This is a genomic window from Ruminococcus sp. MCC718 (assembly GCF_018783905.1).
GTDB lineage: Bacteria > Bacillota > Clostridia > Lachnospirales > Lachnospiraceae > Hominisplanchenecus > Hominisplanchenecus faecis.
The window spans coordinates 1-15,998 of record NZ_WQNP01000022.1 but is presented as its reverse complement, the minus strand read 5'-3'; the positions used below and the strand labels follow the sequence as shown (position 1 = coordinate 15,998).

Genomic DNA, 15,998 nt, shown 5'->3' with positions numbered 1-15,998 from the left:
CGAGTTTAGGCGAAGGGCGGCTAACACACGAGCGAACCGAACAGGAAACGCAGCGTGTCAGGAGATTGTTTTCGAATCATTATGGCGTGCTATTTTACACAACTATTTTTTTATAACATTCATTTGTACATTCTAAAACCTCCGCCGTACACTTTTGCCGATATCGCGGACACGATCGGCACGGTCAGTACGATCCCCAATGTTCCGGAAATTCCTTTTATTACTTCAATACCGATCGAATACATATTTACTACCTGAAGGTACGGCATAATGTATGCATAAATTAAGATCATCGTATTGATCGCTCCTCCGGTAAATGCGAGGATCAGTGTATTTGACATGGTACCCATCATATCTTTTCCCACATGTATCCCTGACTTAAACAGTTCTTTCGCCGTCAGCTCCGGTCTTTTATTATGGATTTCTTCTATTGTCGAGGAAATAGAAACTGCAACATCCATGACTGCTCCAAGAGATGCAATCAGGATACCGGAAAACAGTACTCCGCCTATCTGAAGTTTACTGTTCTGAGACACATACACCATCGTTTCGATATCTTCAATGTTATAACCTGTGATTCTGGTTATTTTTCCAAATACTGTCGCAAATATGCCTGCGATCAGTACGCCTGATATCGTTCCCGTCATAGCACAGATTCCTTTTTTTGTGCTTCCGCAGATCAGATAAATCGAAACAATCGTCACCACGATCACCACTGCAACTGCTGCCAGGAAGGGAGAAACACCTATGTACATCAGCGGAATGTATAAGTAAATAATGCAGATAAAGGTAAAAACAAGTGCCAGCATAGATTTCAGTCCACGTTTTCCGCCAACCAGAAATAATGCCGCTCCTAAAACTGCAACGATCAGCCATATAAAATTACCTCTGTCATAACCATAAATACTTCCTGACAGTTCATCGCCATAACTGCTCAGCTGCACGATCACATTCGTTCCCTTTTTGCAATAAGTTCCGTAAAGATAACCATTCATGTTGTTTGCTTCGCATATTTTTCCTTTATACTTTCCTGATGTGATCTCTACTTTCACATTCTGGCTTCCGCCATTGACTTCTTTGTTTACTGTGTTATCCTCTACAACCTCAACAACTTTTGCTTTTACAAAATAAAAATTATCATCTGAAAGCAAAGGAACTCTGGTTATATTGGAATTAAATAACCAAAGTCCCGCTGCGAAGATTATGAGGAAAACCACAAATATTGCATTTGAATATTTTTTCATTTTCCGAATCCTCTGTTTTAATATAGTTCAGTTCTGCAACCATTTGCTTTGTGGCTCGCCGCCTGTAAAGTCGAAAGCCACCTCACATCTTATGTGTTTCGTCTGAAAATTATTTTGTTTTTACTTTAAATGTAATCTTCTGCTTTCCAAAGGAAGCCGTTACTTTTACTTTCTTTTTGCTCTTTTTCACAGCTTTCATTTTTCCTGTACTGGAAATTTTTACAACTTTTTTGTTTGAAGTTTTGTATTTTACGTTCTTTCCTGTAACACCGTTGATGGTCAGGCTGAGCTGTACCGTTTTGCCTTTCTTTAAAGCAATGGTTGAACCTGCTTTTACTGTCTTCTTTCCTGCTTTCAGCTGTAATTTTGCTGTTGTAGCAGGCGTTACGTTGTTGTCTGTATTGTTGCCGTTATTATTGTTGTTATTGTCATTTTTGTTTGTTTCTTTTTTCTGCAGATTTACTTTTGCTTCCAGAAGACTGTCATACTGATTTTCAAATTTTTTCTTTGCAATGAGCAGCTGCATATCCATAGTCTTGTCCAGTAAAGTTGAGAATCCGGCTTTTAAAGCCGTGCTGTCGCCTCGTTTATAATCACCCTGAGCATAGCCATAGTAATTCAGCATATCATTTGCATTATCTGCATCATTCGTCTTATCATATACGGCTGCCAGCTGTGCTGCACCTTTATCCTCTGCTGTATATTTCATCAGGTCTTCGGCTACTGCAATTTCGCTCTGCAGTTTATTCCAGGATGCTTCTGTATAACCATCGTTTTTGATTTCTTTCGCCTGTGCGATCAGATCCTTCATGGAAACCTTTTCGCCTGTTTTGTAGAGTGTATAATCATCTGCATATTTGTTTCCATTGTAATCGTATGTTTTGATAACAATGGATTCATCCGAAAAATCAATGGTTGAGAATGTCGGAATCTGTGTGTTGGAACGCTCTGCGATGTAATACTGTTTTGTGGTTGCCAGTTTATAGAACTTACTTCCTGATGCAGAACCTGCTGCAATGTAAAGTGTTCCTTCCGGATTGATCGCTACAGAATCATCATACTGGATCGCTGTTCCGTCTGCCATCAGATAGGATCTTGCATAAGAATGATCATGTCCGGTTAAGCACATATCAATACCGAACTCATCCATCAGCGGTGCAAACAGTGCTCTTAAGTTTGCTCCGTCTGTGTCAGAGTGCGGCTGACCGGAACCATAGATGTCGTGATGGAACATAACAACTTTCCATTTCGCATCCGGATTGCTTTCCACTGCTTTTTTCAGAAGTTCTCTGTGTTCAACGGTATTTCTGTTGTTGCTGTTCAGACTGATAAACAGTACGTTTCCATAGCTGAAGTAATAGTCAGAACCAGAGTTTGTGCTTCCAAGTCCGTCTTCTGAATTCGGATTATTGTAGTGATATTTATAATCGGTTCCTTTGCTCTCGTGATTACCAATAGTCGTTGCCAGCGGGAGCATTCTCAAAAGTGCCGGATAAGTAAATCCTGCATATTCGCTTTCTCTGACATTCTTTCCATCTGAACTGTCTGTTCCTGCATAGTCAATCTGGTCTCCTGCCGACAGAATAAAGCTTGCATTTGGTGCTGTGATCTTTGCCTGTTCCAGGGTTTTATTCCAGTTAAAGGTATCTACTGCAATATTGATATCATCGGCAGTTCCCTGACCCTGTGAGCCGGATGCTCCGATCTGCGGATCACCTACGAGAATTGTCTGAAAGTTTGTTGTCTTTTTTGTTGTGTAGGACTGAACCTCACTCCAGTTTGGATTTTTTACATCATCGGTATAACTGTAATAATAGGTTGTATTTTCTTCAAAAAGTCCTTCAACCGTAACTTTATTAGATGCTTTATATGTATTTTTCTGATTCGAACGATTGATCTCCGTTGCCGTTCCTTTAAATTCCTGTGCATCGCTCAAATCTTCTTTTTTTCCGATTTTAACTGCCGGTTCGCCCTTTTTCTGGCTGTACCATGCAAATCCCAGATCTTTTGCTGTCTTACCAGGTGTTAAGATAATTCTTGATGAATCATAGGATTCACCTTCTCCGGTAAGATTTCCCTGATCGTCTTTTTTATTCCAGATATTATCTTTCCAGGTGGCATAATCTGAAATATTCTGTGTATCTGTAAATAATGTGCTGCTTGCACTTGTCTCTCCATATGCAAAAACATTGACCGGTGCTGATGTTGCTGCTACTGTTACTGCCATTGCTGCAGCGATGATCTGCAAAGCTTTCATTTTCTTCATATTTTTTATTCTCCTCTGCCTTCGCAGGCTCTTTTTAAATGCATTTTGATTCTTTTATTGATAAGTCTTATCATTTGGCAGTATACAGGTGTTATGTAAAGACAATTTGCGGATATGTGTAAAATCTAAGTAAATTTAACTTTCTTTTTTTCCCGCAATTCTTTAAAAAAATCACTTAACATGGTGCTGCATTCTTCCTGAAGAACTCCTTTTGTCAGTTCCACCTGATGATTGAAGCGATCCATCTGCAAAATATTTAAAACGGAACCGGCACAGCCAGCCTTCGGATTCATGCTTCCGATGACCACCCTAGATACTCTCGCCTGAACGATTGCTCCGGCACACATCTGGCATGGTTCTAACGTAATGTACATCGTACATCCTTCCAGTCTCCAGTCACCAAGTTTTTTGCTTGCTTTCCTGATCGCATTGAGTTCTGCATGGGAAAGTGTATTTTTATCGGTGTTTCTGCGATTGTAACCACGTGCGATAATTTTATCTTCATAAACGATCACGCAGCCAATCGGAACTTCATCCAGTGCTTTTGCTTTTTTCGCCTGTCGGATGGCTTCCTTCATATATTTTTCGTCTGTTGTCATATTTTTCTTTTGCCTTTCTGTAAATGTGGTATACTGAAAATATCATTTTTTATACAAATTCAAGTCGAACGCACGTGAGACTTAGCATGCGATTCCGGTCATCTCTGGCTAATATTTACCTGACAGAATCGCTGTGTATACATTGATTTTTTGCAATTTTAATTCCAGGAGGTTTTTATGAATATTCATGGTTTTATCACTTTAACTCTATTAGATTACCCGGAGCATCTCGCTGCTTCTGTTTTTCTGGGCAGCTGCAACCTTCGATGCCCTTTCTGTCAGAATGGAAACCTTGTCCTTTTGCCGGAAAATGAACCTTCCATCTCCGAAGAAGAAGTGCTTGCCTTTCTGAAAAAAAGAAGCGGTATTCTCGAAGGAGTCTGTATCAGCGGCGGTGAACCTACGCTGTATCGCGAACTGCCGGATTTTATATCAAAGATCAAAGCTCTTGGATATCTTGTGAAATTGGATACAAACGGAACAAATCCGGAAATGCTTCGTTTTCTTTATGAAAATCATCTTCTTGATTATATTGCCATGGACATCAAAACGCAACCGGAACAATATGCAAAAGTTTCCGGGCTGCAGCCGGATGCTGCAGGCACACAGAAACTTCTGCAAAATATCAATCTTTCAAAAGAATATATTATGTCCTGCGGCATAGATTATGAATTTCGCACAACCGTTGTAAGGGAACTGCACGACGAGGAAGATTTCAGAGAAATCGGAGCATGGCTTTCCGGCTGCAGCCGCTATTATCTGCAGCCTTACCGGGAATCCGAACACATCCTTGCTTCTATGCAAAATCCGGAAAGCTGTTTTCATGCACCGGATACGGAATCTCTGCATCGTTATATTGAAATTTTAAAAAATACAATTCCAAATGCAGAATTACGTGGAGAAGAATAAAACTCAGTAATTGTTTTTCATACTCTTTCCCCATCTTGTCAGATGATGTTAAAATTTACATTTACTGACTTTATTATAACAAATAACATTTTTACACAGAACTAGCCAAACGGTTAGTATGTTGCGGTCTACAATATTTTTACAAAAGCATTTATATCAGATTTTTGCACCAGTAACCAAAGGTCTGTTCTTTTATTTCCGATGTCTGCTCTGCTTTTGCCCTGCGAAACTCCGGAAATCCGAACATTTCTGCCATATTTTTTTCGCCATAAAATCCAGGGATTCCAAGAATATAGCCTCCCTCTTTACCTTTTCCTATCATCAGATGCTGATGCTGATAATATCCATGCATCAGAAAACTGTTGCTTCCCTGCCGCAGACCTTTCTGCCAGAGAATTTTTAAGTCCGATGGCTGAATGCGAATTGCATCTTCTATCTTTTCATCCTGCACCGGCTGAAAATGTATATAACGTGCTGTGGCACGATTCCATCTGGTATCCGTTCCCGGCTCGCAGCCCTGACATTTGTTTTCTGTTTCTGCACTTCTGATTTCGTTCTCGTTTTCAGATTTTCCCGCAGTTTCTTTTTGTGATATTTCTTCATCTGTTTCTTTTGGTCTTTCCTTCTGTGATACTGCATCCTGTAATTCCTGCGATATTTTTTCTGATACTTCTTTTTGAAATGTTTCTTCCGATATTTTTTCTGATCTATCTTTCATTGGTACTTTTTCTGGTATTTCTTCTGCCACTTCTTTTGAGAATATTTCTTCCTGCATCTCTTCTGCTGTGATTTCCGGCTCCGCTTTCGCATGTTCCGTTATATCCAGATTTATATTTTCTTCCTGCAATTCCTGATCAGCTTCTGACTCTGTAGATTTTTCGCTTTTTTCGTTTTCCTTAATCCCAACATTTTCTTTATCTGTTTCATTTTCTTCAACAGCTTCTTTATCTGTTTCACTCTTTTTGACATTTTCTTCGTCTGTTTCTGCCTTTATTTCTTCTGGTTTCCCAAGATTTTCGATCGCAATTGGCTCATCATCGAAAACGGTCATCCAGTTTCTACCACTCTGACTTCTGATATAGATTCCACAGACTTGTTCAAAACGACAGGATTCTTCCACAAACGGTTCTTCTGGAACGGTAAAACGCCGGTCAAATCCACTGCCCTGTGTCTGCCCTTCTCCGATCAGGAGAATAATAGGATTGTTTTTTCTGCTCTCTTTTGGCTGTCGCACAATTCCGAATACTTCTGTTTTTCCATCCAGCATTCTTATATTTTGAATATGTATCTGGATGCGGCAAATGGCATTTCGCAGTTCTATTTTTGCAAACCCTGTATTCTGCATCTTCTTTCCATTTACATATTCATAAATATAAGCCACAAAACGATGATAATCTGCCATCCATCTCGTCCTCCACAGACCTCGATTTTCTGGTGTGATTATATGCTCGTTTTGTGGCTCATATGCAAGGCAGATATTTCTGCCCTCTGTATCACAGAACTGTAACCATTTTTTCCGGTTCTTTTATATTCTTGCTGCTCCTGTTTCTCTTGCAACTTTTGCAACTGCCGCAGATACTGCTTCTTTTACTCTCGGATCAAATGGATCCGGAATAATGTAATCTGCCCTCAGTTCACTTTCATCGATCAGGTTCGCAATCGCATGTGCTGCCGCTGCGTTCATCGGATCATTGATATCTTTTGCACGTACATCCAGTGCACCGCGGAAGATTCCCGGGAATGCCAGTACGTTATTGATCTGATTCGGGAAGTCACTGCGTCCGGTACCGACTACGGCTGCTCCTGCCTTCATTGCCAGATCCGGCATGATTTCCGGAACCGGATTTGCCATAGGGAAAAGGATCGGATCTTTTGCCATGGTCTTTACCATTTCTTCCGTTACGGTTCCCGGTGCGGATACTCCGATAAATACATCTGCACCTTTCAGTACGTCAGCGAGGCTTCCTGCCTGTTTTTCTCTGTTGGTGATCGCTGCCATCTTTGCTTTTTCTTCATTCAGACCTTCTCTGCCTTCATAGATGGCACCCTTGCGGTCGCACATGATAACATTCTTCAATCCAAGCTCGATCAGCAGTTTGATGATCGCACTTCCGGCTGCTCCTGCACCGGACATAACTACTTTGATATCTTCGATTTTTCTTCCGGTAAACTTCAGTGCATTCAGCAGTGCTGCTGCTGTTACAACGGCCGTTCCATGCTGGTCGTCATGAAATACCGGAATGTCGCAGCGTTCTTTTAGTTTTCTTTCAATTTCAAAGCATCTCGGTGCAGAAATATCTTCCAGATTGATGCCTCCGAAACTTCCGGCAAGAAGTGCCACAGTATTGACGATCTCGTCTACATCTTTGCTGCGAATGCAAAGTGGAAAAGCATCCACATCGCCAAATTCTTTAAACAAAGCACACTTTCCTTCCATAACCGGCATACCTGCTTCCGGTCCGATATCTCCAAGTCCGAGTACTGCTGTGCCGTCCGTTACGACAGCCACCAGGTTTCCTCTTCTTGTATACTTATAAGACAAATCAACGTCTTTTGCAATCTTCAGGCAAGGTTCTGCAACTCCCGGTGTATAGGCCACTGCCAGATCTTCCGGTGTCTCAATTTTTGCTCTGCTGATCACTTCGATTTTTCCATTCCATTTTTCATGCTGATTTAAAGCAAATTCTTTTTTATCCATTTTTATTTTCCTTTCTTTTTCGGATACAATTTGCATAGTAATTCTGTACTCTTATCATTACCAGATGACTGTCTGTTTACAACCATCTTTATCAAATCTGCATGAACACCTGACGTTTTCTTTTCTCACCCGTAACTGTTCTGTATCTTTACAGCTACTTTCACCCTTTAATAACCTGTTACACGAAATCCTTTTTCACCTGGCTGCAGCGGCATACGCCTTGCTTCTATGTCTGTGATCCGTATGGATCTGGCTTCATAGAGGCGGGCAAGGAGGCGGTCTATATCAGAATCCCGTCCCTGTACTTCCATCTCGACCCTTCCGTCACAAAGGTTGCACACCCATCCGGTCAGCCCGAGATCATCGGCGGCATACTTCGCCTGATAACGAAATCCTACCATCTGCACATCTCCGGAAAAATAAAAATGTTTTCTTACTTTATCCCTCATAGGCTTTCTCCTTTGCCTCTGCCTGATTTTTCATTCTGTATAAAACAGTTATAATTTATGCCTTAATATTTTCCAGCACTTTTACCAGATAATCCCACATACGTGCGGTAGAAGAAATGGAAAGAACTTCTTCTGTTGTATGGATATCCTTCATGGTCGGTCCAAAGGAAACTGCATCCAGACCTTCGATCTTCTCATAGAAAAGACCACATTCCAGACCTGCATGGATCGCTTTTACTTCCGGTCCGTCTCCGAACAGCTCTTTGTAAGAATCTACCATAATGTCACGCAGTTTGGATTCTTTGCGGTACTCCCATGCCGGGTAGTCGCCCTCTGTTACACAGTCTCCGCCCAGGAATTCGCTGAGGTAGCAAACCTTTGCAGTCAGTGCATCTTTTGCACTGTCAATGCTGCTTCGCACACTGCTGACAATTTTGCATTCTTCTTCGTTCAGCATCAGAATACCAGGGTTGATAGATGTCTCTACCAGTCCTTCGATGGAACCGCTCATTTTCTGGATGCCATATGGCACCTGTACCAGGAAGAAAATAATCTTTTCCTGACTTACCTGCTCCAGAGCTTTTTCGGCGGTTGTCTCACCGATTTTTTTCACAGTCACGGTAATGCCTTCATCGGTTCCGGTATATTCCGTTCTCCAGTCATTCTGAAGTTTCTCTGCTGCAGCAAAAATTGCTTCTTCTGCTTCTTTATCTGCAACAAAAACAGCTTTTGACAGTCTCGGGATCGCATTGTCCTTTGTGCCGCCTTCCAGTGCTGTCAGGCAGAACGGGATATCCTGTTCCAGTGTAAATAAAGCCTGTCCGATCAGTTTGTTGGAGTTTGCTCTGTTTTTATCAATCTCTGCTCCTGAATGTCCGCCGTTCAGTCCGGAAATAACCAGCTCATATTTTTCTCCGCTTACCTCCTGATATCTGACCGGAATCGTTGTGATTGCAGAAAGTCCGCCTGCACAGCTTACCCACAGATATCCTTCTTCTTCGGAATCCATGTTGATCAGGTATTTACCTTTCAGCTGTGAGCAGTCCAGAGCTTTTGCTCCGAGAAGTCCTACTTCCTCATCTGTTGTGATAACCACTTCCAGTGCCGGATGTTTCAATGTATCATCATCAAGGATTGCCAGTGCATATGCAACTGCAATTCCGTCGTCTCCGCCAAGTGTTGTTCCGTTCGCAGTAACATAATCGCCTTCGATCATCAGATCCAGGCCATCTTTTTCAAAGTCGTGTGTGGAATCTGCTGTTTTTTCGCAGACCATATCGCAGTGTCCCTGCAAAATAACGACTGGTGCATCTTCGTATCCTGCGGATGCTGCTTTGCGGATCACAACATTGTTGCTGTCATCCTGACTGCACTCCAGGTTACGTTCTTTTGCAAACTGTACCAGATAATCACTGATCTGTTTTGTATGATAGGAACCATGTGGAATTTTACAAAGCTCCTCAAAATAATAAAATACTTTTTCCGGTTTTAAACCACTTAAAACACCCATTTTCATTTCCTCCAGACATTTTTATTGTCGTCCGAATCCAGACAGCACTTCCATTGTATAATTAAATATTTTCTGATACGTTTCCGCATCAAAGTGTACGCCGTCCTGTGTGGAATATCCACTCTCCAGCAGATAGGAATTTGTCTCTATCCAACCAGTCTCTGACGGAAGATTATTATAAAGAATATTGTTAAAATTCGCAATATCCTCATTGGAAATATACGGATGGTTTTCTACCGGATTTACCGACATATAGTAGACTTCGGCTCCTTTTTCCATCCACTGAGGAATTTTCTCTTTCAGAAGATCAATATATCCCCATGCATTTCCAAGATCGTTGACTCCCATATTGATAATGATCACAGATCCCTGCGTCACTGACTCATCAATCTCTCCAACGGCAGTATCCTGAAACCAGGATAATCCCGCTGAAACCTGACCGATCCACACGCAGCCGGAATCTCCGACTGTTTCATGCATGCCGACCGTCCTGGAATCTCCGACAAAAATATACTGCGTCACATCAAACGATGTCTCGCTGTTCTGCTCTTCTGTTTGTTGTTTTGTCTCTGCCTCCTGCGTCTCTGTCTGTTCTTCTTTTTCCGACATTATTTGTGTTGCTTTGCTTACTGCAACAGCATTGGTACGGATACAGCTGAAATTGTATTCTTCCAGACAATCCCACGCCATATCCAGCAGCACTTCTCTTGTCGGTGTACCAAGCGGTGCCTTCGCCCCGGCTGTAAATGCCGGAATAAAAAGGCAGCACAGAAGCAGAATCCATCTGCTAAACTTTCTTTTCTTCATGATCACATCATTCCAGTTCAAATGCTCCTGTATAAAGCTGATAATATTTGCCTTTTTCGGCGATCAGCTTATCGTGAGATCCTCTCTCAATAATACGTCCCTGTTCCAGCACCATTATAACATCAGAATTTCGTACTGTCGACAGTCTGTGTGCAATAACAAATACGGTACGTCCTTTCATCAGAGCATCCATACCTCTCTGTACGATTGCCTCTGTTCTGGTATCAATCGAAGACGTAGCCTCATCCAAGATCATAACAGGCGGATCAGCTACCGCTGCTCTTGCGATTGCGATCAGCTGACGCTGTCCCTGTGAAAGGCTTCCGCCATTTCCTGTGATCACCGTATCGTAACCATTCGGAAGCAGTCGGATAAAGTCATCCGCATTTGCAAGTTTTGCTGCTGCATAGACTTCCTCATCCGTTGCATCCAGTTTTCCGTAACGGATGTTTTCCATGATCGTTCCGGTAAACAGGTTTGTTTCCTGCAGAACCACACCAAGAGAACGTCTCAGGTCTGCCTTTTTGATCTTGTTGATATTGATGTCATCGTAACGGATCTTTCCGTCAGCCAGATCATAGAAACGGTTGATCAGGTTTGTGATCGTTGTTTTTCCGGCTCCGGTAGAACCTACAAACGCCACTTTCTGTCCCGGTTCTGCATACAGACTGATATTGTGGAGCACGATCTTTTCTTCATTATAACCAAAATCTACATCATAGAACCGCACTTCGCCACGCATTTTTGTGTAAGTCAGCGTTCCATCGCCATGCGGATGTTTCCATGCCCACAGTCCGGTTCTTTCTTTTGATTCCGTCAGCTCACCGTTCTCGTCATATTTTGCATTGACCAGTGTAACGTATCCTTCGTCAACTTCCGGCTCTTCATCCATCAGTTTAAAAATACGTTCTGCTCCGGCAAGTGCCATGACAACCATATTCAGCTGATTTGAAATCTGACTGATCGGATTCATAAAGCTTCTGCTCAGCTGCAGGAAAGATGCGATCGTACCGACCGTCATACCGCCTGCACCGCCAAGAGCCATTGTGCCTCCGATTGTTGCCAGCAGCACATACTGCAGGTTTCCGAGGTTACCCATGATCGGCATCAGGATATTTGCGAAACTGTTTGCTGCGGATGCATCCTTGCATAATTCTTCGTTTTTCTGGTCGAAAATCTCTTTTGCTTTCTCTTCGTGACAGAATACTTTGATAACTTTCTGTCCGTTGATCATCTCTTCGATATAACCATTTACATCACCAAGAGCTTTCTGCTGACGTATAAAATAATAACCACTCTTTCCGGCAACACGGCCTGTCACCTGAAGCATGATAAATACAAAGCAGAGTACAAAAATGGTAAGCTGCCAGCTTGTGAAAAGCATGGCAAAAAACACAGAAATAATTGTGATCAGAGAGGAGAACATCTGCGGGATACTCTGTGCAAGCATCTGACGCAGCGTGTCCGTATCGTTCGTATAATGGCTCATAATATCGCCATGTGTATGCGTATCAAAATAACGGATCGGCAGTGTCTGCATATGTTCGAACATCTCGTCTCGAATACGTTTTAACGTTCCCTGTGCGATACTTACCATCGTTCTGTTGTAAAACAGGCAGGCAAGGATTCCCACTGCGTAAATACATCCCATGATCAAAATGGAACGGAACAGCGGTGCAAAGTCCGGTGTGGCTGCCTGAAGCAGCGGTGTGATATAACTGTCGATCAGTGTCTGCAGATACAGTGAGCAGGACACCATGGCAAGTGCATTGACCACGATACAGATCAGGACAGCAGCAAAACGCAGTTTATAATGTCCGATATAAGACATCAGTCTTTTTACAACATCTTTATTTACTTTTGCCATTCCTTCCGGTCCTTTTTTGTTATTCGGCTGTCTCATCTTCGCTTCCTCCTTTCACCTGAGAATAGTAAACCTCCTGATAGATCTCATTGGATGCAAGCAGCTCTTCATGCGTGCCAACCGCAGAAATATGGCCTTTATCCATAACAATGATCTTGTCCGCATCCTGTACCGATGAAATACGCTGTGCGATGATAAATTTCGTTGTATCCGGGATTTCCTCACGGAATGCCTTTCGGATCAACGCATCTGTTTTCGTATCTACCGCACTGGTAGAGTCATCCAGAATCAGGATTTTCGGTTTTTTCAGAAGTGCTCTTGCAATACAGATTCTCTGTTTCTGACCGCCGGATACATTGCTTCCGCCCTGCTCAATGTAAGTATCGTATTTATCCGGGAATGTCTGGATAAAATCGTCAGCCTGGGCGAGCTGACAGACATGAATCAGCTGTTCATCTGTCGCATTTTCATTTCCCCAGCGTAAGTTTTCTTTGATCGTTCCGGAGAACAGCACATTTTTCTGAAGAACCATCGCTACCTGATCACGCAGAGCTTCCAGATCATATTTTCTTGTGTCCAGACCGCCTACTTTCAGGCTTCCTTCTGTGACATCATAAAGTCTCGGGATCAGCTGAACCAGCGTTGTCTTTGCCGAACCGGTTCCTCCGATGATACCAACCGTCTCACCGGATCTGATATTTAAATTAATATCAGAAAGACAGATCTTATCCTTTTTCCCTGTGTAGCTGAAGCTTACATGATCAAATACAACGGAACCGTCTTTTACTTCTGTTACCGGAGATTCTCCATTTGTAAGGTCGCTTTTCTCATCAAGAATCTCTACAATACGCTCTGCAGATGCTCTGGAAATAATGATCATAACAAATACCATCGACAGCATCATAAGACTCATCAGAATCTGCATCGCATAAGAAACAAGGCTCATCAGCTGACCGGTAGACATACCATTTACCGGATCATTTCCGGTTGTAACGATCAGTTTTGCACCAAACCAGGAAATCAGAATCATACATGCATACATGCAGAACTGCATCAGCGGCATATTGAATGCGATCAGTTTTTCTGCAAATGTAAAATCGTTATAAATCGATGTGGAAATTTTTTCAAATTTCTCAATCTCATGATCCTCACGGACATAAGATTTCACAACACGGATTCCGTGAAGATTTTCCTGCACAACATTGTTCAGTTTATCATAAGTTTTGAAAACTTTTTCAAATACTGGATGTGCATGTGTCATAATAAAATACAGTCCGATGCCAAGAATCGGTGCCGCCGCCAGGAAAATCACTGCCATCTCGGAATTTACCTGAAATGCCATAAACATAGAAAAAACAAGCATAATCGGTGCACGGACTGCCATACGGATGATCATCTGATATGCATTCTGCACGTTGGTAACGTCCGTTGTCAGACGCGTTACGATACTTGCCGTTGAAAATTTATCAATATTGGAGAAAGAAAAATTCTGTACATTGTAATACATATCCTTTCTCAGGTTCTTTGCAAATCCGGCAGATGCCCGTGCGGCAAATTTACCGGAAAGCACACCGAACATCAGTGAGATCATCGCTGTGACAGCAAGCAGAATACCCATCTTCCAGATATACCCCAGGTTCTGTGCCTGAATACCGTAGTCGATCAGTCTTGCCATCAACATCGGAATGATTACTTCCATGATTACTTCAAGCGTGACCATCGCCGGAGATAAAAGGGAATCCTTCTTGTACTCACGGATGCTCTTCATCAGTTTCTTAATCATGATTGGCCTCCTTATTATCTTTTTTTTCGCAACATTTGTTTTTCATCGAACATTCCAGATCTTCTATGAGGTTCTCGCGAATCTTCTGTGTCAGCTGAAACAGACAGTCAATATCATCCGCTGTCATATCTTTTACCAGCAAACGCTCCATTCTCTGGATATGCTGTATTACAAGATGACTGGCTTCATAGCCTTTTTCTGTCAGGACAATTTTCTTCAGTCTCGCATCCCCGGGATAAGACTGCATCTCAATATATCCATTTTGCTCCATTTTCTGCAAAATACCGGCAACGGTAGAGCGTGTAAGGCAGAAACGCTTCACAATATCCCGCGGAAAAATGTCCTTTTGAGGATTTTCTTTAATATACTTTATAATCCCGCCCTGGACATACTGGAGATCATAAATTCCACTTTTTTTCTTATCGTACTCAATTTTTCGATATAAAAGATTGGATAATGACAAGATCTCTCTGCCCACTTCACGTTTTTCTCCAAAATCCATCTTCGCTTCACCTCCTGTCTGATTGTTCGTTGTCGAACAATTATAAGGCGAATAAAATTTTTTGTCAATCGTTATATCGCACCAATTTTTTCATCTGAAATCAAATATTTTTGGAAGCATACTTTACATCTTTGCCGCAAAATATTTTTGGATACCGTCACAAATCGATTCTGCTGCCTTCTGCTGATAGGTATCTGTAATTAAAAGTGCTGCCTCCCTCTCATTCGACAGAAAACCGCATTCCACGATCACCGCCGGAGCTTCACTCCGTTTCAATATGTAGTACGTGTCATTCGCCTTGATTTCCCGCGGTCTTTCGATCTGCAGCTCTTTATTCATAACATTCTGAATACATCCGGCGATCTCCTTGCCCTCTGCCGAAGTCGTATAATAAAAAACCTGAGGTCCCGATACATACTCCTCCGTGTAACTGTTCTGATGAATACTGACCGCCATCGCCGGTTTTGTCTCCCTGATCTTTGCACACCGGTTTCTCATATCCGTGCTCTTTTTATTTCCCTGCTCCGGTCCCTTTACACTTTCGTCCGCCTCCCGCGTCATCACAACTTCAAATCCCGCCTTCTCCAGACAAACTTTTAGCTTCTTTGCAATCGCCAGATTGATATCCTTTTCCTTCGCCTGATTGATTCCAATCTTCCCCGGATCATCACCACCATGCCCCGCATCAATCAAAATAACCTTCTTCTCCACACTGCCGGAAGCCGGAAGTACATTTTTTACTCCGCTCGTAAAAAGCAGAATTGTACACGCCAGCACCAGAATTCCCATCCATACTTCCGCAGGGATATTTTTCAGCCGCAGATCATACATCAAAACCGTCACCCATTTTTGGACTCTTGTGACAGTTTATTCAGAAAGAAACCCATTTAAGAACCGGTTCACAGGATATTATCTTATATTAATTCAGGAGGCCCTGATTAAAAATCAGGACCTCCTTTTTTAATTTACCGAATCTCACATATTCGTTTGACTCAGATGATTTTTGGATAACTATTTTTTTATCTTGACTTTCTTTGCCTTGCTCCATGCACTCTGGACGCTCTTTAAGGTACCATTATCAGCTTTATATTTTACCATGTACTGAATTTTGAAATAATAAGTTTTTCCTTTTTTCAGTCTCTTAATGGTACGGGCAGTGGTTGTCGCTTTCACATTCACTGTCTTTTTATTCTTTTTAAACTTCTTGTCCGTTGCATACATAATGGTATATTTTTCTACATAGAAGTTATCTCCGTACAGTTTTGCAGGAGCTTTCCAGGTAAGTTTTACTTTCTACTACAATATATTTATGGTTAATATCCCTTACAGCCAGTAAGGAATTATCCATCTTGTTGCTTAAGCTGTAT

General features: G+C 42.1%; 13 protein-coding genes and 1 pseudogene. 1 reads left to right on the top strand and 13 read right to left on the bottom strand.

Annotated features, from left to right (window positions below; translation table 11 throughout):
• Positions 1 to 119: 119 nt before the first annotated feature.
• The 3 genes from GPK60_RS02885 to tadA all read right to left on the bottom strand — a co-directional run bounded on the left by GPK60_RS02885 (position 120) and on the right by tadA (position 4,109).
• Positions 120 to 1,151: a YibE/F family protein gene (locus tag GPK60_RS02885; protein ID WP_252191273.1), complete on the bottom strand. Its 1,032-nt coding sequence runs from the start codon at positions 1,149 to 1,151 to the stop codon at positions 120 to 122.
• Between the two features lie 202 nt (positions 1,152 to 1,353).
• Entirely contained in the window at positions 1,354 to 3,510 is a 2,157-nt protein-coding gene (locus GPK60_RS02880) for a metallophosphoesterase family protein (RefSeq protein ID WP_252191272.1), read from the bottom strand.
• A 125-nt stretch (positions 3,511 to 3,635) separates the two neighbouring features.
• On the bottom strand, positions 3,636 to 4,109 hold the full coding sequence (gene tadA, locus GPK60_RS02875) for a tRNA adenosine(34) deaminase TadA (protein ID WP_215658812.1): 474 nt from the start codon (positions 4,107 to 4,109) through the stop codon (positions 3,636 to 3,638).
• Between the two features lie 177 nt (positions 4,110 to 4,286).
• On the opposite strand from tadA, the gene GPK60_RS02870 reads away from it, so the two are divergent.
• Positions 4,287 to 5,018, top strand: a complete 732-nt coding sequence (locus tag GPK60_RS02870) for an anaerobic ribonucleoside-triphosphate reductase activating protein (protein WP_215658811.1) — start codon at positions 4,287 to 4,289, stop codon at positions 5,016 to 5,018.
• 151 nt (positions 5,019 to 5,169) lie between these two features.
• Here GPK60_RS02870 and GPK60_RS02865 read toward each other — a convergent pair whose 3' ends face one another.
• From GPK60_RS02865 to GPK60_RS02820, 10 genes and pseudogenes are all read right to left on the bottom strand, one after another.
• Positions 5,170 to 6,420 carry a hypothetical protein gene (locus GPK60_RS02865; RefSeq protein ID WP_215658810.1) on the bottom strand — a complete coding sequence of 417 codons (1,251 nt, stop codon included), beginning with the start codon at positions 6,418 to 6,420 and terminating at the stop codon, positions 5,170 to 5,172.
• Positions 6,421 to 6,543: 123 nt separating this feature from the next.
• Positions 6,544 to 7,716, bottom strand: coding sequence for a malic enzyme-like NAD(P)-binding protein (locus GPK60_RS02860; RefSeq protein ID WP_022118149.1), 1,173 nt, complete (start codon positions 7,714 to 7,716; stop codon positions 6,544 to 6,546).
• Positions 7,717 to 7,883: 167 nt separating this feature from the next.
• Positions 7,884 to 8,165, bottom strand: coding sequence for an acylphosphatase (locus GPK60_RS02855; RefSeq protein ID WP_022118148.1), 282 nt, complete (start codon positions 8,163 to 8,165; stop codon positions 7,884 to 7,886).
• A gap of 55 nt (positions 8,166 to 8,220) precedes the next feature.
• The gene (locus GPK60_RS02850) at positions 8,221 to 9,675 is read right to left on the bottom strand and encodes an aminoacyl-histidine dipeptidase (RefSeq protein ID WP_022118147.1); all 1,455 of its coding nucleotides are present in this window, start codon (positions 9,673 to 9,675) and stop codon (positions 8,221 to 8,223) included.
• Between the two features lie 21 nt (positions 9,676 to 9,696).
• Complete coding sequence (locus GPK60_RS02845; protein ID WP_215658809.1) at positions 9,697 to 10,503, bottom strand: hypothetical protein; 807 nt, start codon at positions 10,501 to 10,503, stop codon at positions 9,697 to 9,699.
• Positions 10,490 to 12,349: an ABC transporter ATP-binding protein gene (locus GPK60_RS02840; protein ID WP_226911764.1), complete on the bottom strand. Its 1,860-nt coding sequence runs from the start codon at positions 12,347 to 12,349 to the stop codon at positions 10,490 to 10,492. The genes GPK60_RS02845 and GPK60_RS02840 overlap by 14 nt, the downstream gene beginning before the upstream one ends.
• 19 nt (positions 12,350 to 12,368) lie before the next feature.
• The gene (locus GPK60_RS02835; RefSeq protein WP_215658808.1) at positions 12,369 to 14,129 is read right to left on the bottom strand and encodes an ABC transporter ATP-binding protein; all 1,761 of its coding nucleotides are present in this window, start codon (positions 14,127 to 14,129) and stop codon (positions 12,369 to 12,371) included.
• Positions 14,122 to 14,631 (bottom strand): MarR family transcriptional regulator, encoded by a 510-nt coding sequence (locus GPK60_RS02830; protein ID WP_215658807.1) that lies wholly within the window; start codon positions 14,629 to 14,631, stop codon positions 14,122 to 14,124. Before GPK60_RS02830 ends, GPK60_RS02835 begins: the two co-directional genes overlap by 8 nt.
• Before the next feature lie 123 nt (positions 14,632 to 14,754).
• The gene (locus tag GPK60_RS02825; protein ID WP_330592770.1) at positions 14,755 to 15,474 is read right to left on the bottom strand and encodes an N-acetylmuramoyl-L-alanine amidase; all 720 of its coding nucleotides are present in this window, start codon (positions 15,472 to 15,474) and stop codon (positions 14,755 to 14,757) included.
• A gap of 168 nt (positions 15,475 to 15,642) precedes the next feature.
• Positions 15,643 to 15,909 (bottom strand): annotated as a pseudogene (locus tag GPK60_RS02820) (hypothetical protein); the annotation flags it as partial.
• Positions 15,910 to 15,998: the final 89 nt, after the last annotated feature.